This is a genomic window from Staphylococcus sp. FSL K6-0223 (assembly GCF_038008285.1).
This window is the reverse complement of the sequence record NZ_JBBOYX010000001.1, coordinates 799001-815440: the sequence shown is the minus strand read 5'-3', so window position 1 is coordinate 815440 and position 16440 is coordinate 799001. Positions and strand designations below refer to the sequence as shown.

Here is a 16440-nt window from a genome sequence, read left to right as displayed (position 1 = left end):
CATTGTAGGTTTTTAAAGGACATTGTTATATTAGTAAAGTCTTATTGTTCATATTTAAATTTATTTATAAATACATCTTTAATTTCAATTTACTTCCACATTTACCACATCTCATTTTATCAGTATTAACTTTTCTAATTCTTAGATATGTAGTTTTACATTTACAACATTGATATATATAATTTGCTCTTTCTTCATAGCTTTGAATCGGCTGACAAAATCTTGGTGCTTGAACTTTATTGCTTAGCATTTTAAAGTCATGATCCTTATGTTGATAACCTTTTCCGGATAAATGTAAATGATAATGACATAGTTCATGCTTTATGATATTTATTAAAGCCTCTTTTCCAAAACGAGAAAATTGCTTCGGATTAATCTCAATATGGTGTGTAGATAATACATATCGTCCGCCTGTTGTTCGTAATCGAGAATTAAAATACGCTTTATGTTTAAAAGGTTGTTTAAAATACTCAAGTGAAGTTGTTTCTACTAACTTTTGAAGCATTTTATTATTCATTAGGATTAATCATAGTCAATGATACTTTTTCTTTATTTTTATCAATATTTAAAATCCAAACATCAACTATATCTCCTACACTAATAACATCCATAGGATTTTTAACATATTTCTTTGATAATTTTGAAATGTGAACTAAACCATCTTGTTTAACACCTATATCTACAAATGCTCCAAAATCTACTACATTTCTAACCGTTCCACTTAACTTCATACCTTTAGACAAGTCTTCGATTGATAATATGTCAGATTTTAACTGTGGTGTTTCATAGCTATCACGAGGATCACGATTTGGCGCTTTAAGAGATTTTATAATATCTTCTAGTGTTGGTTTGCCTATTCCAATTTCGTTTGATTTTTCTTCAATATTAATATCGCTAAGTGTTTGTTTAAGTTTATCTGAACCTAAATCATCAATTGATAGTTGTAAACTTTCTAAAAACTGATATGTCGCTTGATAACTTTCTGGATGAATAGATGTATTATCTAATGGTTCTTTACCATTAACTATTCTTAAAAATCCGATACTTTGTTCAAACGTTTTACTACCCAAACGTTTTACTTTGCTTATTTCGGAATGATGCTTTATAGATCCATTTTCTTCACGATAATCAATTATATTTTGAGCAATGGTACTTGATAATCCCGAAACATATTGAAGTAAAGATTTTGAAGCGGTATTTACATCTACACCTACTTGGTTAACTGCAGTTTCTACGACAAATGTGAGAGCTTGTTCAAGTTCTTTTTGGTTTACATCATGTTGATACTGTCCTACTCCAATAGATTTAGGATCAATTTTCACTAATTCACTAAGCGGATCTTGCACACGTCTACCAATAGACACTGCACTTCGTTCTTCAACTTGAAACTCTGGAAATTCATTTCTTGCTATTTCAGAGGCAGAATATACAGAAGCTCCTGCTTCATTTACGATAATAAATTGAGCATTTAGTTGATATTTTTTTATTACATTTGCTACAAATTGTTCCGTTTCACGACTTGCTGTACCATTACCAATTGCAATTAATTCAACATTATTTTCAGTTATCATTCTAACTAATTCTTTTTCTGCCAATTCTATTTTAGATTTTGGAGGATGAGGATATATAACACTTTTAGCAATAAATGTTCCAAAAGGATTAATAACAGCTAATTTACATCCAGTTCTAAATGCTGGATCGACACCTAAAATTTGTTTACCTTTCATAGGAGGCTGTAATAATAAATGTTTTAAATTTTCACTAAACACTTCTATAGCGTGATGCTCTGCTTTTTCAGTTAAATCATTTCGAATTTCTCTTTCAATTGAAGGCATGATTAAACGTTTTAAACTGTCTTTAATTGCAGACTCAATATATTCAACTAGTTGATGAGCTTTTTTTACTTCTTGCGATTGTATAAATGTTTCTATTGAAGTAGTATCAAATTCAATTTTAATTGACAATACTTTTTCTTTTTCTCCACGATTCATTGCTAAAATTCGATGATTAACTATTCTTTTTATAGGCTCAGAATAATCATAGTACATACTAAATATCTCTTTTTCATCATTTGCTTGTTTTTTCTTTGTTGTCACAATCTTTCCTTGATAATAAACGTCTTTAAGTAAACGTTGTCGATACTTAGGATTATCCGAAATACGTTCAGCAATAATATCTTGAGCACCTTGAATTGCCTCATCAACTGTTTTAACTTCTTCACTTAAATATTTTCTAGCTTCTTCATTTACATTCATACTTTGTCCTTCTATTAAAAAGTGAGCTAATGGTGCTAATCCTTTTCGTTTTGCTTCAGTTGCTCTAGTTTTCTTTTTTTGTTTAAAAGGACGATATAAATCTTCTACACGTTGTAATTTTGTTTGCTGAAGAATGTCTTGCTTTAATTCATCAGTAAGTAAACCTTGTTGTTCAATATTATGTATAACTTCTTCTTTACGTTTTTGAAGATGCGCTACATATTGATATTCATCAGATATTTGTTTAATTTGAACCTCATCTAAACCACCAGTTGCTTCTTTTCGATATCTGGCAATAAAAGGTACTGTGTTATTTTCCTCTAATAGATTTAATACAGCTATGACTTGTTTTTCTAAAAATTGATATTTTTTTACAATATCATTAATTAATGTCTTTTCCATGTTATAACCACTCTTTGTATATAAATTCTCTTTAATTTTAACATATCTTTATTTTCACATTACATTTTTAACAATAAAAGGAGCGCCATAGAATTCAATATGAACTCATTGGTCGCTCCTCAATTTCATTGCTTAGCAGCTTGTTGTAATTTTCGTATTGCAGTTCGTTGTAATCTAGATACATGCATTTGACTAAGTCCAATACGTTCACCAGTTTCCTTTTGACTTAATCCTTCAATGAAAGTACATTGAATAATTTCTCTTTCTCTATCAGATAAGATTGGTAAAATACGTTCAAGAATCATTCGTTTTTCAGTAAGGTCGTAATTATCATCTTGTTGACCCATAATATCTAACAATGTAACTGTAGATCCATCCTTATCTGCTTCAATTGAATGATCTACGCTAAGTGCGTTATAGCTTTGACCCATTTCCATGGCTTCTAATACTTCTTCTTCATTTACTTCTAAACGGTTCGCAATTTCTAAAATTGAAGGAGAACGTCCGAGTTCATTCGTAAGTTCATCGCCCACTTTTTTTATTCTTGGACCAATTTCTTTAATTCTTCTAGGAACATGAACGCTCCATGTCTTATCTCGTAAATATCTTTTAATCTCACCAATAACAGTTGGCACTAAGAATGCTTCAAATTTGCGATCGAAAGATATATCAAATCTGTTAATAGCACCTATTAAACCAACCATACCCACTTGAACTAAATCTTCATGATGTGATTGTCCTTTTGAATACTTATATGCTAATGATTCAATTAGTTTGCGATAATGTTTAACTAATTTATCTTGCGCATGAGGATTTATATTGTCTTGGTGTTCTTTAATCCATTGGTTAATTTGTTCAGGTGATATCTCATTAACTGATTTCGACTCTTTCGTCATTATTTGGCACCTGCTCTTTTTTTATATACTTAATCATACTAATTGTTACACCAGACTCTTTTGAAACTTTTACTTCATCCATTAATGATTCAATCAAAAATAGCCCTAGCCCACCTTCACGTAAGAAATCGATATTTTCGTTTTCTTGGTAAGGCCCTAATTTTGATTTTGTAGATTCGTAGTCAAAACTTTCACCTTGATCTGAAATAATAATCTTAATTTTGTCATCAAATAATTCAAAACAAATATTAATCATACCATTTTGTTCACTATGTTTATACGCATGTTTGACAGCATTAGTAACCGCTTCACTTACTGCAATTTTTGAATCTTCAATATCATCGTATGAAGCACCTGCTCTTGTAAATACCCCTGATAAGGTAAGGCGAATTAAACTTACATATTCTGCTGAGGCAGGTAACTTCATTTCAATATAATCATTTTTGAGTGACAAATTACTCTACCTCCGTTCCTTCATTAACGTGCATTAAATCTTTTAAACCAGTAATATCAAATAATCTACTAATTCTATCTGTGACACCTAAAATATATAATTCTTTATCATTTTGATTTAGAGCCTTTAATGTTCCTACAAATAAGCCTAAACCCGTTGAATCCATATAACTTACATTTGCTAAGTTCACGTGAATATCATGATTTCCTTCTTGGCGCATAGGCACAAGTACTTCTTCTAACTCGGGTACTGTATATACGTCTAACTCTCCACCAACAATAACTTCATAATAATCATCATGGGTTATCGTTTCTATATTAAGATTCATTTACTTACACTCCTAATCTTTTTCGATATGTATACTATAGCAACTATACCCATTATTATTATAATATAATCAAAAAATTAAATAATTAATTCACTCTTTTTATTACTAAAATTGTCATGTCATCTCTTTTTTGCGTATTTTGTATTTTTAAAATGGCTTCATATAAGATTTGAACAATATCTTGGGGATGCATATGCTTATATTTTCTAATTAAATTAAGAACAGTATCTTTTGCAATAAACTCCCCCTTTTTATTTCTAGCTTCTGTTACACCATCAGTAAAAATAATAATTAAATCATCTAAATATATTGGAATTTCTTGTTGACTATATCGCGTATGTTGACTTACACCAAGTACTCTTCCTCGAACTTCAATTTCTTCAAATGTTTCAGTTTCAGCTCTATAAATGTATCCTGGTTCATGACCTGCTGAACTACAATATAATAAGTGATTCATTTCTTCATATAGTCCATAAAACATCGTGACGAACATATTTTGATTAACATTTTTTTCTACCACACGATTGAGTCGTTTTAAACCATCACTTGGTAATTGTGAATGACCATAGGAATCCATTCCAAATTTAATCATACTCATTGCTAATGCTGCTGGAATCCCTTTCCCTATAACATCTGCTACAGCAAAACTCATCGTACCATCTCTATGATCAATTAAATTAAAATAGTCTCCACTTACTTTTTGAGCAGCTACTGAAATAACACCTATTTGTATACTATCAAACTGTGGAATGTCTGTTTTTAACATCGTTTGTTGAAGTCTAGAGGCTAAGTCAATTTCTTTATCGTGGAATTGCATTTTATCAACTAAATTTTGATAATCTCTATAGCTATATCCAAAGCCTTTTACTACTTCTTCTAATACGTCTAATGTATCTAAGATTTGAGATGTTTTTAAATTTAAAGAAGCAATATACGTTTTATGTAAATCAACAACATCTTCTGGTAGAATATCCTTTTTGATTACTTCTTCAGTGAATTCATCGCACTTCTTTAAAAATTGTTCTTTATTTTTAGTAACCAAGCTCTCATCTATAAGTTGCTTATAGTTTTTTTTAAATTCTTCCACGAATTTTGCCTCCTTACTTCATAGCTGATTAAAATATGTTTAAATATTGTCTGACACAATACAACATTTTAAATTTATTCATTAATATCAAATGTATATTATTCTAAAATAACTCTTCTACTTAAAAAGGGAGCAAGACAGTATTCATTTTGTGAATATGCTGTCTTACCCCCGCAAGGTTAATTGAAATTGAAAACTTGAGTTAAATATTTTCAATTCAGTTAACTACTGCGATATCTCTAAATAGTCATAAACTTACTCAATAGTATCATTGAATTCAACTGAATTTAGTCTAATTAAAACTTTTCAAAAGTACAATTGATTTATTTCAAAAGTTTATTTCATATTTTTTGGATTATACATATAAAATACTAATTTTTTTGAGGACGAACATCGTGTAAACCTAAACTGATATCCAATGCATCGTCAACTTCTTTCATTTTATCTTCTGATAAATATGTAAGTTTCTCTTTCAATCTTTTTTTATCTAATGTTCGTATTTGTTCTAAAAGAATGACTGAATCTTTATCTAAACGATATTTTTTCTTTTCTATTTCTACATGTGTTGGTATTTTCGCTTTATTAATCCTACCAGTAATCGCAGCAACGATTACTGTAGGACTATATTTATTACCAGTATCATTTTGAATGATAACTACAGGTCTTACTCCCCCTTGTTCAGACCCTTGAACTGGTGATAAATCAGCTAAATATACATCGCCTCTTCTAATCATTCACTTTTATAATTAGATGTAAGATATGATTCGTTACAATCACAAGCTTCACATTCTAATGGAAATGCTTCAGTTGCTAGGGAGAGGTTTAAATCGGCCATTTGGACATAGCCCTCTTTTAATGATTGTTCAAGACTATGGCTTCTATTCTGATTAAAAGTTAACATACTATGAACCTCCAATTGATACAAACAAGACATTATAAACTTTAATTTAGTTTTATAATAACAAATTTTGTAACAAGTGACTATACTAATTTAATAATTCATTTGTAACTTCAAATTTTTTATTTAAATAATATATTCTTGGAAGTCTGCGTCCTAAATTACATAAAACTTCATAATTAATTGTATTTTGTTTTGCAGCTAATGCCTCTACTGCTTGTGAAGAATTTAAATTGTTATCTATTAAAATAACCTCATCTCCTTCTTTCACATCATCCGGTACACTAATAATCATTTGATCCATGCATACTCTTCCAATGATTTCACATTGCTGTTGATTGACATTTACGGCAAATCCTTGCATAGATCTTAAGAAACCATCTGCATATCCAATTGGTAAAACCGCTATTTTCATTTTTTCAGTTGCAGTGAATGTACTTCCATAACTTACAGAGTCTCCAGGATTTAAATATTTAGTTTGAACAACTTGAGTTATTAATTTAGCACTTGGTTTTAATTGAACATCAACTTCATTTCTAACATATTCAGAAGGATAATAACCATATAGTGAAATTCCAAGTCTTAACGCATTGCATAATTTACAATTTGCTAATAAAGCGCCCGCTGAGTTTTGAGCATGTATATATTTTGGTCGCTCTGCTTTTGTTACCAACTCTTCAAAAAATGCATATTGCTGTTTCATTGAATCACCAGGTTCATCTGCATTGGCAAAGTGAGTAAAAACGCCGTCAAAAATAAGATTTGGATGTTCTTTAATAAGATTAATGACTAACTGATACTCTTCAAGCGTTTTAATCCCTAGTCTTCCCATTCCTGTATCTAATTTCACGTGAAGATATACATGATCTGAGTTATCTTCTATATAATGAATCGCTCGTTCTAACCAAAACTGTGAAGGCACAGTTAAGGTAATGTCATATTGAATCGCTTTATTTATATCTTTCGGTGATATCGCACCTAAAACTAATAGTTTAGCATTTACATTATGTAAGCGTAATTCAATGGCTTCATCTAAAGTAGCAACTGCAAAAAATTGAGCCCCATTATTTTCTAAAATTTCTGCTATTTTTACACTTCCTAATCCATATCCATTCGCTTTAATTACAGGAATCACCAACTTATCACTTTGAAGTGTTTTAAAAATATTATAATTGTATAGAATGGCATCAAGATCTACATTTAAATATGTCGGTCTATAAGCAACATCTGACATATGAAGTCCTCCTTATTTAAACTTATAAAAAATTGATATGATTTACTTTTCTAATATTACTTCACTCATTGCGTAATGTTGTGTATGCGTAATCGAGACATGAACAATAAAACCAGGATATTCGATGCAAGGTTTCCCCTTTTCATCGTTATAACAATCAATATCATTAAATGCTACCGTTTTTCCTAACCCTGTTCCTAATGCTTTACTAAATGCTTCTTTAGTTGCAAATCGTCCTGCTAAAAATTCTAATTTTCTTTTATCATTTTTAAAAGAGTTAAATTTTTGCTGTTCTTGCTCTGTTAGTATTCTATGTATTAATTTATCACTTTGTTTAATATACACGTCTTTTATTCGGTCAATTTCAATTAAATCAATACCAATACCATGTATCATATCCACACCTCACTTAATTATCCTTTATCATTCATATAGTTCGTGTTTTCTATTTTGAATCATTTGTTTTAAATAAATCGCTTCTTTTTTTGCAATTAGTTCTATATTGCATTCTCCACCTGCAGTAGATAAATGAAGATGTGCTAATTTATATTTTCTCATTATGAATCCTTCTATGACTTCTATATTTTGTATTCTATAAAACGGTATCATATCTGTTTCAACAGTTATGATACCTTTTCTAATATGAATCTCGTTTTCATCATAGTAATAACTGAAATAATGATATCTCAGAAGCGGAATAACAATAATAAATAGTATGATATAAAGCAATATAATGACTATAGAAATAATGATATTAATTGAAAGTTTTGATATATGAGTAAAATAAACATCTATCATATTGAGTAGAAATAAAAAAACAGTAATAATTATAAGCCCTATCAATGATGTGATTCTCATCACCTTTAGACCACTCGTGTTCATAAAACTATGTTCATTCAATCTTAGACCCTCCTAAATAGGTCTCAATATTTAATTGAACCTGTTTTTCAGAAGCATATTTAAGCTTAATATCTTCATTTACCGCACCCTTAGCTATAATAAAATGTAAATGTGCTAAATGGCTCTTTTCTAACAATGGATTTTGATTAACATTCATACCAATAATTTTATCCTTTTTAAAATAATAAGAATTAATATGCATGATACTTACTTGACGAAGTGCAATTTCATTTTTTCTATTGCATAATCCAGAAACAGATATATACACATACGCATGAATTGCCATAAAGATAATCATAATTATCGCTATCATATAACTCCATATACTCCAATAGTAAGCACCTATAGTTGCACCAAGAATTAATATGATACTAGGTATAAAAAAATGTCGATGATATCCTCGTTTTGGTACATTTTCAGTAATAGAGTTAAATTGCATTTCAGGAATTAATTTTCTAATAATAGAATATGCCTCTTTTTTATTAATAAATGGAAGAATCATAATTTTTCCATTTTCACTTACATCTTCATTAGATTTAACTTCTAAATCACTTGTAATAATAAAGTATATAGAGGTATATCCAAATAACTTTCTAATAAATGACTGTTTTTCTACAACTGCTTGTAATCGTTCAGTAGGCACTGTGACATTTTTTACATTTAGTAATCCATAAGTAATTTTCAACTCATTATCACGTTGTGTGATTGTATAGTTATAATAACGGAGAAAAACAATTAGAGTACCTATAACATAACAAAATATAAGTACAGTCAATATAATAATAGTCACTAAAAACGTCACTGACTGTATCCATTGAAAAAGACGAGACGTCCATTTTTCCCATGGGATAACATCTTCAAATGCACCTATAATAGGGGAAATAGTGGCGAATGCTACACCTATCACGCCACTGGTCAATGACATAAAAATCAACAGTTTATTAGACATTTTAAAAATTACTTTATTATTACTATTATCTTCAGATATTAATTCTTGTTCGCTATTATTGGGCTTATGATTAGTCTCTATTTCTTGACTATCTAACTGAAGTTGTCTTTTTTTAATTGTACGTTCAATCAATTCACTTTGTTGTTTCGAAATCGTTTCAAGTTCAATACCATCACTCGGCGTTTTAATTTGTAGTCGTACTCCACCTACTAATTGATTAATCAGTCCTTGTGTGGTATCTAAGGATTGAATTCGATTCAAATTTAATTCTTTGCGTTTTTTATTTAACCATCCAGATGTGACTATAAATTGATCATTTTCTATCCAATAACGCGTTAGACGTACTTTTTGAAATTGATTAATCATAGAAAAAAGAATAATCAATAAAAAGATACCTGGTCCAATATAATGTCTAATATTTGTAAAATCAAAATTCCATATATTAAATCCAATAAACACGATAATGACAAAAATGTTTTGCTTTATAACATTTATTAGACCCGTGAAATAAGAAATCGGATGTAGTTTTTGAGGTTTAAATATCATCATTACTACCTCGCATTTGTGATAAGATATGTAATATTAATCGTTCTGCTTCTTTATTAGAAACAACAGGTGTTGTGAGTTCATGACCTGCAGTTACAACAATGATTCTCTTAAGATTAAACTGTTTTAATAACGGATTTGTTTTAACCTTTAAAAGTTGTAACCTTTCAATTTTTGTTGTTTTGTACCTTTTAAAAATAAAAGTATTTAAAATTTCTATGTTCTTATTTTCTATATTATAAAATCTATAAGAGTATCTATTGATAGGTTGGAGAATAAAACGAATAAGAGAACAAATAGTTAACACAAGTAGAATATAAAAAATAAAATGTGGCCAGTGAAATGCTTTCCAACAACACAACCCACCACCCAAAATAATGAGCTCTATTAGTAACGTGACTCCACTTACTAACCAATGATATAAAAATGCGGATTTAGGACTTTTATGAAAAGAGTGATGTAATTGCACAATAAACTCCTTAACAATTTTTTTATATTATATCATACTATTTTTTAAAAATAATATGATAGATATTAATGTAAAAACCAAAACTGAATACTATCTATTTAAATACGATCAATTATCCTCTTTTTCTTTAAAATAATATTAGTATAAGCATTTATAAATTTAATAGGTAACTTATAATCAAAAAGAGCTTGAGACATATGTTTATATCTCAAGCTCAATCAAGCAAATTTATTCTTATCTATAACAACTATTTTTGTAAATCAGCAAACGTACGACCTTTGATAGATGTTTTTCTTTTATCTTGTCTATCTCGACGATCTTGTTTTTTACCTTTTTTCTTGTTGAAATTACCTTTTGATCGTTTATTTTTGTTATCAAATTTATTATTTCGTTTACCACCACGTCTTGATTGATTACCTTTATTATTACGACTCTTTCTTGCAAGTGGCTTTTCGAAAGTTAATTGAACTTCAACTTCATCGTTTGCTTCGACAAGTTCTTGTAATAATGAAGCTACTAATTCAGTACTATCATATTCTTCTAATAATTCACTAGAAATACGTTTTAAACGATCTTCACTCTCACGTGACATCCAGTTTTTAACTTTGTCTTTAATATCTTCTTCACGTGCTTTAAGCACTTCTTTACGATGAGGTGGTCTTAAAGCTTTCATTCTTCTGTCATTTACTTCTTCAATTTGACGAATGTAATCCATTTCAATTGGGTTAACAAACGTAACAGCAATACCTTCTTTACCTGCACGACCTGTACGTCCAATTCTATGTGTATAACTTTCAGTATCTTGAGGTATATCAAAATTATATACGTGACTTACACCTGAAATATCAAGACCACGTGCTGCAACGTCTGTGGCAACTAATATATCAATTTGATCGTTTTTGAATTTTTTAAGTACTTCTAAACGTTTGGCTTGTGTAATGTCTCCATGTAATCCTTCTGCTTTGTAACCCTTAGTAAGCAATGCACTTGTTAACTCATCCACACGACGTTTAGTTCTACCAAATACAATAGCTAACTCAGGTTGATGTACATCTAAGAAATTAGTAAATGTATCAAATTTTTCTAACTCTTTAACAATTGTATAGTATTCGTCGATTTGAGGATCAGACATTTCATTGTTCATTGTTTTAACAATTTGTGGTGACTTCATAAATTGTTGTACTAATGTCTGAATAGCTTTAGGCATTGTCGCTGAAAATAACATTGTTTGTCGTTGTTCAGCAGGGATTTTATCCATAATAAATCTCATATCATCAATGAAGCCCATGTTCATCATTTCGTCCGCTTCATCTAAAATTAAAGTATGAATATCATTCGTTTTTAATGTACGACGATTTAAATGATCGATAACACGTCCTGGTGTTCCTACTACAATTTGAGGCCCACGTTTTAACGCTTTAATTTGTCTATCAATTGGCATACCACCAAAGACAGTAACAACTTGAATATTTTGTCCACGACTGAATTCGCGTAATTGTTCAGCAACTTGCATTGCTAATTCTCTTGTAGGTGCTAAAATTAAAGCTTGAACGCCTGATTTTCCAACAACTTTTTCTATTAAAGGGATACCAAAAGCTCCTGTTTTACCCGTACCTGTCTGAGCTTGACCAAGGATATCTTTTCCTTCTAATGTATAAGGGATACTTTCTTTTTGGATCGGTGTTGGTTCTTTAAAACCCATTTCTTCTAGGGTTTTTACCGTTTTATCCGAAATCCCTAATTCTTTAAAATTTTGCAATATAATTCTCCTTTTAATTCTTTTATTTATCAATATACGTTTTTGTATATAAGGTCTTCTTATTACGTCAACTTCTATATAGTACCACCTAAAAATAGTTATAGCAATAAAGCAATTTTCATATCTACAGCAAATAACATTTTTAAGTAGAGTATTGGTTCTATTAAAATAATAAAAAGAAGTTGCTTTGAAACCTTTCATTTCTAAGCAACTCTTAATTATTATTAATAATTAAATTAAAGCATTTACTACTTCTTCAAGTTTATTACCACGTGACCCTTTAATTAACACTTTGTCATCAGGTTGTAAAATAGACTTTAAATAATGAGTCAGTTCATTTTTATCTGAAAAATAAGCTACATCTTCCACAAACTGGCCACCTGTACGACTTATAAACTTAGCATCATTACCGTAAGTAAGTAACGTATGAATACCTTTATTGTCCAAATAAGCACCTACATCTTCATGCATACGTTGACTATTTTCACCTAATTCTAAAGAATCAGCGAGTACAATGATTTTACGTCCATTCATATTACTTAATGTATCAATAGCAGCTTTCATACTTGTTGGACTTGCATTGTAAGCATCATTAATAACCGTAATTTGATTATTAGTAACATGTCGTTCCATACGCATACCTGTGAGTTGTACATTACTTATATTCTTTTGAATTGTGTCGTAATCTAAACCAAGTTCATGTCCAATTGCAATAGCGATAGTAGCATTTTTCATGTTGTGAATACCTAAAATTGGTAATTCATAATGTTCCTTGTTATTTATCGTAAATGCTATACCATCATTTTTACTATTTTCCACTTTACATACTAATGTATTGTCATGATTTAAACCAACACTAACAAGTTTAGCATCTTTCACATTTTCAACATGCGGTTTTAGAAGTGGTTCATCTCCATCATATATAAATGTGCCATCAGATTTAAGACCAATAGTAATTTCAGATTTGGCTTTAGCAATACCTTCTCTAGAACCTAAATCTTGCATGTGAGATTCACCAATATTTGTGATAACCGCAATATCAGGTTCCGCAATTTTAGATAACAATTCAATTTCATGGAATCCTGACATACCCATTTCCAAAATAGAAATTTCTGTGTCTTTGTCTAATTGAAGAATGGTTAAAGGTAAACCAATTTCATTGTTATAGTTACCTTGTGTTTTTTTGACTCTAAATTCGGTATGTAACACACTTTCAATCATATCTTTTGTTGTGGTTTTACCATTAGAGCCGGTCACTCCAATTACTTTTGGATTAACATGCTTTAAGTACGCTTTAGCTAATTGTTGTAAAGCAGTTAATGTATCATCTACCCATATAATAGGTCCTTGAATTGAATCGCTAATATCCTGTCCTTTTTCATAAAATGAAGCACCAGCACCATCTTTTAGTGCTTGTTCTACAAAACGATGACCGTCTACATTTTCACCTTTAAATGGAACAAATAACATCTCTTTTTCTACATGACGAGAATCGATAGTGACTCCTTTAATTTGATGTTCTAAATATGCTTCATCAATATCGCAAGATATCCATTTTTGAATTTGTTTTAAAGAAACTTCAATCATACTTAGGCTCCTCGCTTAATCGATAGTATATTTATTTTTCTTTTTATCTTCGTAACGTTCTTTAGCTAAATCAATTAGTTTAGTGATTAAATCAGAGTATGATAATCCCATATTTTCCCATAAACTTGGATACATGCTAAATGCTGTAAAACCAGGCATCGCATTTGTTTCATTAATGTAGATTTGATTATCTTCCGTCACAAAGAAATCGGCACGTACTAATCCAGAACAATCTGTAGCTTTAAATGCTTCTAATGCCATATTACGTAACGTCATTTGAACCTCTTCATCTAAATCTGCTGGAATTTGTAAACTGATTTTACCGTCTTTATATTTTGACTTATAGTCATAAAATTGAACATCTTTAATTACTTCTCCAGGCCATGTTGTTTCAGGATAATCATTACCTAAAACTGCGACTTCCACTTCACGTGCAATAATACCTTGTTCAATCACTAACTTACGATCAAATTGAAATGCTTCTTCAATCCCTTTTTTAAGTTCATCTTCATTATTACATTTACTAATACCCACACTAGATCCAAGGTTAGCAGGTTTTACAAATACTGGGTATGTTAATTTATCATTAACGAGTTTAATAATATTACCTTCATATTTTTCATATTCACTTCTTAAAAAACTAATATAAGGTAGTTGTGGTAAACCGCGATGTTCAAACAATTGTTTCATTACTAATTTATCCATCGAACTTGATGCAGCTAATACACCATTTCCTACATATGGTAAATCTAGCACTTCAAATAAACCTTGAATGGTACCATCTTCACCATTTGGTCCATGTAATAATGGGAAAATAGCATCATATTTACTTCCTTCCCCATTTTCTTTTAAAAGTAATGTAATTTCTCCAGGACTTATGTCTTCTAAATGTAATTCTTCAACAGTTTTAATATTTTTTGTAATATTTTCTTTTTTCTTCCATTGACCATCATTTGTAATATATATAATATCTACAAGATACTTGTCTTTATTAATCGCATTTAATACATTTTGTGCTGTTAAAATTGATACATCATGCTCAGCACTTTTACCACCATATACGATACAAATATTTTCTTTTACCATGTTTTATATCCTCCATCGAGAAAAATAATGACAAAAGCCATTTATAAATTGAAGTTTAATTACGCTTTTGTTTCTCTCATCATAATTATAATACTATAATGTATTAAGTTTAAATTGTTAATTATACTTTTCATTAACGATATGTAATTTAAATTATTCTTTCTAAATGTCCATATTATCACAGTATCAGTGTTTTTTGCATTTACCAATAAATAAAAATATGTATATTTCTTAAAGAATAGTCCATTCATGTTAATTGTTATTTTTTAGATTAAACTGCTTCGACTTTATATCATCTTCTATATTTTGTAGCATAATCATATAAAGTCATGTAAAATCTATATATACTATTCCATAGAATTTAAGGAGTTTTTTATGAAATATTCATCCCGTCAACAGCCTACAACACATTGGCTTCGAAAAATTGACTGGATACTTATAGCATTAATAATGATTTTAGCCATCATTAGTGTGACTACAATCAGTTCTGCTATGGGTGGCGGCCAATATAGTGCCAATTTTGGTATTCGTCAAATTATCTATTATATTTTAGGAGCAATACTAGCACTTATTGTGATGATTTTTTCTCCCAAAAAAATAAAAAATAATACATATATATGGTATATCTTCTTTTGTATCTTACTACTAGGTTTATTAATCATTCCTGAAACACCTATTACGCCTATTATTAATGGCGCTAAAAGTTGGTATGCTTTTGGTCCAATTAGTATTCAACCTTCAGAATTTATGAAGATTATTTTGATACTTGCATTGGCTAAAATCGTTTCTAATCATAATCGATTTACATTTAATAAATCTTTTCGTACTGATTTAATCTTATTTTTTAAAATCATTGGCATATCCCTGGTACCTATGATATTAATTTTACTTCAGAATGATTTAGGAACTACATTGGTTCTGTGTGCCATTATTGTTGGAATCATGCTAGTGAGTAGTATTACATGGCGCATTCTTGCTCCTATCTTTATTACTGTAGCCGTATTAGGAAGTAGCATTATTTTAGCCATTATATATAAACCCTCTCTGATTGAGAAAACGTTACATATCAAAATGTACCAAATGGGTCGAATCAATTCATGGTTAAATCCTTATGCTTATAGTAATGGAGATGGCTACCATTTAACGGAATCGTTAAAAGCTATAGGATCCGGTCAATTATTTGGTAAAGGTTATAATCACGGAGAAGTATACATTCCAGAAAACCATACCGATTTTATTTTTTCTGTCATTGGAGAAGAAATTGGATTTATTGGAGCAGTGATATTACTTCTTATATTCCTAGCTTTAATTTTCCATCTTATCCGTTTAGCTATAAAAACAACTTCATCATTTAATAAGGTATTTTTAATTGGTTATATTTCTTTACTCGTCTTCCATATTTTGCAAAATATCGGTATGACGATTCAACTCTTACCTATTACAGGTATACCACTACCATTTATTAGTTATGGTGGTAGCGCATTATGGAGTTTAATGCTAGGTATTGGTGTTATACTTTCTATTTATTACCATCAAAAGCCAGCGTCCAAAGATGCTTAGTGATAAATATATTTTAATTCAGTTAATAAC

17 protein-coding genes are annotated in these 16440 nt (G+C 29.8%); 1 reads left to right on the top strand and 16 read right to left on the bottom strand.

Annotation, left to right across the window (positions count from 1 at the left end):
* Positions 1-64: 64 nt before the first annotated feature.
* The 16 genes from MHI13_RS03995 to MHI13_RS03920 all read right to left on the bottom strand — a co-directional run bounded on the left by MHI13_RS03995 (position 65) and on the right by MHI13_RS03920 (position 14850).
* Positions 65-517, bottom strand: coding sequence for a SprT family protein (locus tag MHI13_RS03995; protein WP_017174802.1), 453 nt, complete (start codon positions 515-517; stop codon positions 65-67).
* The gene (locus tag MHI13_RS03990; protein WP_070548933.1) at positions 510-2657 is read right to left on the bottom strand and encodes a Tex family protein; all 2148 of its coding nucleotides are present in this window, start codon (positions 2655-2657) and stop codon (positions 510-512) included. Before MHI13_RS03990 ends, MHI13_RS03995 begins: the two co-directional genes overlap by 8 nt.
* Before the next feature lie 125 nt (positions 2658-2782).
* On the bottom strand, positions 2783-3553 hold the full coding sequence (sigB, locus tag MHI13_RS03985) for an RNA polymerase sigma factor SigB (protein WP_017174800.1): 771 nt from the start codon (positions 3551-3553) through the stop codon (positions 2783-2785).
* Positions 3528-3980, bottom strand: a complete 453-nt coding sequence (gene rsbW / locus MHI13_RS03980; protein ID WP_049335593.1) for an anti-sigma B factor RsbW — start codon at positions 3978-3980, stop codon at positions 3528-3530. Before rsbW ends, sigB begins: the two co-directional genes overlap by 26 nt.
* Before the next feature lie 28 nt (positions 3981-4008).
* On the bottom strand, positions 4009-4335 hold the full coding sequence (locus MHI13_RS03975) for an anti-sigma factor antagonist (protein WP_002448686.1): 327 nt from the start codon (positions 4333-4335) through the stop codon (positions 4009-4011).
* A gap of 85 nt (positions 4336-4420) precedes the next feature.
* The gene (locus tag MHI13_RS03970) at positions 4421-5422 is read right to left on the bottom strand and encodes a SpoIIE family protein phosphatase (protein ID WP_017174799.1); all 1002 of its coding nucleotides are present in this window, start codon (positions 5420-5422) and stop codon (positions 4421-4423) included.
* A 371-nt stretch (positions 5423-5793) separates the two neighbouring features.
* Complete coding sequence (locus tag MHI13_RS03965) at positions 5794-6156, bottom strand: type II toxin-antitoxin system PemK/MazF family toxin (protein ID WP_017174798.1); 363 nt, start codon at positions 6154-6156, stop codon at positions 5794-5796.
* Complete coding sequence (gene mazE, locus MHI13_RS03960) at positions 6153-6323, bottom strand: type II toxin-antitoxin system antitoxin MazE (protein ID WP_002448681.1); 171 nt, start codon at positions 6321-6323, stop codon at positions 6153-6155. The genes MHI13_RS03965 and mazE overlap by 4 nt, the downstream gene beginning before the upstream one ends.
* A gap of 85 nt (positions 6324-6408) precedes the next feature.
* Complete coding sequence (alr, locus tag MHI13_RS03955) at positions 6409-7554, bottom strand: alanine racemase (RefSeq protein ID WP_049379483.1); 1146 nt, start codon at positions 7552-7554, stop codon at positions 6409-6411.
* Positions 7555-7596: 42 nt separating this feature from the next.
* Positions 7597-7950, bottom strand: a complete 354-nt coding sequence (acpS, locus tag MHI13_RS03950) for a holo-ACP synthase (RefSeq protein WP_017174796.1) — start codon at positions 7948-7950, stop codon at positions 7597-7599.
* Positions 7951-7977: 27 nt separating this feature from the next.
* Entirely contained in the window at positions 7978-8454 is a 477-nt protein-coding gene (locus MHI13_RS03945) for a PH domain-containing protein (protein WP_017174795.1), read from the bottom strand.
* Positions 8447-9949 carry a PH domain-containing protein gene (locus tag MHI13_RS03940; RefSeq protein WP_048787779.1) on the bottom strand — a complete coding sequence of 501 codons (1503 nt, stop codon included), beginning with the start codon at positions 9947-9949 and terminating at the stop codon, positions 8447-8449. The genes MHI13_RS03945 and MHI13_RS03940 overlap by 8 nt, the downstream gene beginning before the upstream one ends.
* Positions 9939-10418, bottom strand: coding sequence for a PH domain-containing protein (locus MHI13_RS03935; RefSeq protein ID WP_017174793.1), 480 nt, complete (start codon positions 10416-10418; stop codon positions 9939-9941). The genes MHI13_RS03940 and MHI13_RS03935 overlap by 11 nt, the downstream gene beginning before the upstream one ends.
* A gap of 247 nt (positions 10419-10665) precedes the next feature.
* On the bottom strand, positions 10666-12177 hold the full coding sequence (gene cshA / locus MHI13_RS03930) for a degradosome RNA helicase CshA (RefSeq protein WP_048787780.1): 1512 nt from the start codon (positions 12175-12177) through the stop codon (positions 10666-10668).
* A 231-nt stretch (positions 12178-12408) separates the two neighbouring features.
* The gene (locus MHI13_RS03925; RefSeq protein ID WP_017174791.1) at positions 12409-13764 is read right to left on the bottom strand and encodes a UDP-N-acetylmuramoyl-tripeptide--D-alanyl-D-alanine ligase; all 1356 of its coding nucleotides are present in this window, start codon (positions 13762-13764) and stop codon (positions 12409-12411) included.
* Positions 13765-13779: 15 nt separating this feature from the next.
* Positions 13780-14850 (bottom strand): D-alanine--D-alanine ligase, encoded by a 1071-nt coding sequence (locus tag MHI13_RS03920; protein ID WP_017174790.1) that lies wholly within the window; start codon positions 14848-14850, stop codon positions 13780-13782.
* A gap of 375 nt (positions 14851-15225) precedes the next feature.
* Here MHI13_RS03920 and MHI13_RS03915 point away from each other — a divergent pair, with 375 nt between their 5' ends.
* Positions 15226-16410 carry an FtsW/RodA/SpoVE family cell cycle protein gene (locus MHI13_RS03915; protein WP_048787782.1) on the top strand — a complete coding sequence of 395 codons (1185 nt, stop codon included), beginning with the start codon at positions 15226-15228 and terminating at the stop codon, positions 16408-16410.
* Positions 16411-16440: the final 30 nt, after the last annotated feature.

Bases quoted from the DNA above. Each gene is read 5' to 3' on its own strand.
- alr (WP_049379483.1), bottom strand. From the start codon at position 7,554: ATGTCAGATGTTGCTTATAGACCGACATATTTAAATGTAGATCTTGAT.
- MHI13_RS03920 (WP_017174790.1), bottom strand. From the start codon at position 14,850: ATGGTAAAAGAAAATATTTGTATCGTATATGGTGGTAAAAGTGCTGAG.
- sigB (WP_017174800.1), bottom strand. From the start codon at position 3,553: ATGACGAAAGAGTCGAAATCAGTTAATGAGATATCACCTGAACAAATT.
- MHI13_RS03965 (WP_017174798.1), bottom strand. From the start codon at position 6,156: ATGATTAGAAGAGGCGATGTATATTTAGCTGATTTATCACCAGTTCAA.
- MHI13_RS03995 (WP_017174802.1), bottom strand. From the start codon at position 517: ATGAATAATAAAATGCTTCAAAAGTTAGTAGAAACAACTTCACTTGAG.
- rsbW (WP_049335593.1), bottom strand. From the start codon at position 3,980: ATGAAGTTACCTGCCTCAGCAGAATATGTAAGTTTAATTCGCCTTACC.
- MHI13_RS03925 (WP_017174791.1), bottom strand. From the start codon at position 13,764: ATGATTGAAGTTTCTTTAAAACAAATTCAAAAATGGATATCTTGCGAT.
- mazE (WP_002448681.1), bottom strand. From the start codon at position 6,323: ATGTTAACTTTTAATCAGAATAGAAGCCATAGTCTTGAACAATCATTA.
- acpS (WP_017174796.1), bottom strand. From the start codon at position 7,950: ATGATACATGGTATTGGTATTGATTTAATTGAAATTGACCGAATAAAA.
- MHI13_RS03975 (WP_002448686.1), bottom strand. From the start codon at position 4,335: ATGAATCTTAATATAGAAACGATAACCCATGATGATTATTATGAAGTT.
- MHI13_RS03915 (WP_048787782.1), top strand. From the start codon at position 15,226: ATGAAATATTCATCCCGTCAACAGCCTACAACACATTGGCTTCGAAAA.
- MHI13_RS03940 (WP_048787779.1), bottom strand. From the start codon at position 9,949: ATGATATTTAAACCTCAAAAACTACATCCGATTTCTTATTTCACGGGT.
- MHI13_RS03990 (WP_070548933.1), bottom strand. From the start codon at position 2,657: ATGGAAAAGACATTAATTAATGATATTGTAAAAAAATATCAATTTTTA.